Below are 1,137 nucleotides of genomic sequence, written 5' to 3' on the forward strand. Positions count from 1 at the left end.
GCATATTTTATAGGCGCTAGAAACCGATTATGCCTGATTAGCTACCTGCCTCAGACGCTGTTGAATTTTGATGTGGATTGACCATACTGGTGTTATGTCCAGTCACTTGCGAGGTATGCCATGGCCATGAACCGCATTCAATTCCAGCCCGGTCTGTCCATGCGGGACTTCCAAAGCCAGTACGGCAGTGAAGAGCAGTGCGAAAGCGCTGTGTTCTCCTCGCGTTGGCCCCACGGCTGGCGCTGTGCGCACTGCGGGTGCTCGCGCTCGTTTAAAACCCGCAACGGTACCGGCCGTCAGCTGTGGGAGTGTGTGATCTGCGGCTACCAGTCCTCCAGCATCGTAGGCACGGTGTTTGAACACACCAAGCTGCCCCTGACGGTCTGGTTCCTGGCCCTGTACCTGTTGACGCAAAGCAAGAATGGCATCAGCGCCTTGGAGTTAAAGCGCCAACTCGGGGTGAGCTACACGACCGCCTGGCTGGTGAAGCACAAGCTGCTGGAGACGATGCGCCTGCGCGAGGAGCCCCGCCGCCTGGATGGGCGCGTGGAGATCGACGATGCGTATTTGGGCGGCGAGCGGGTGGGCAGCATGAATGGCGGTCGGGGTGCATTGAACAAATCTGCCTTTGTCGCAGCGGTGCAAACCGACATGGAGGGCAAACCACGCTTCATGCGCTTAACCCCCATCGTGGCGTTCACGAAAGAAGCCCTCATCGACTGGGCAGCCAAGAGTTTGGCCAGCACTGCGCATGTGGTCTCCGATGGTTTGCATTGCTTCAAGCAGGTCACGCAAGTAGGTGCGTCCCATGAGCGCCATGTGACGGGCAGCGGCAGGCAATCTGCCAAACGGCCTGAGTTTCGCTGGGTCAACACGATGTTGGGGAATCTGAAAATGTCCTTGGCCGGCACCTACCATGCGTTTGACCACACCAAGTATGCGCATCGCTACCTGGCTGAGTTTTCTTACCGCTTTAACCGACGCTTTGATTTGGCGGCGATGCTGCCGCGCTTGCTGCGCGCGGCTGTAACCACCAAGCCGCTTCCGCTGTGCCACCTTCGGTGGTCTGAGGCACGTAGCTAATCAGGAAAAATAGGGATCTGGCGCAGATTCTACGTGCGTGAGTAGCTATGGATT

General features: G+C 57.8%; 1 protein-coding gene. It reads left to right on the forward strand.

The window, feature by feature from the left end; all coding sequences use genetic code 11:
* Positions 1 to 120: 120 nt before the first annotated feature.
* Entirely contained in the window at positions 121 to 1,083 is a 963-nt protein-coding gene (locus AC097P_RS24555) for an IS1595 family transposase (RefSeq protein WP_479613029.1), read from the forward strand.
* Positions 1,084 to 1,137 lie beyond the last annotated feature (54 nt).

The organism is Rhodoferax sp. ZS1R8 (assembly GCF_056521325.1).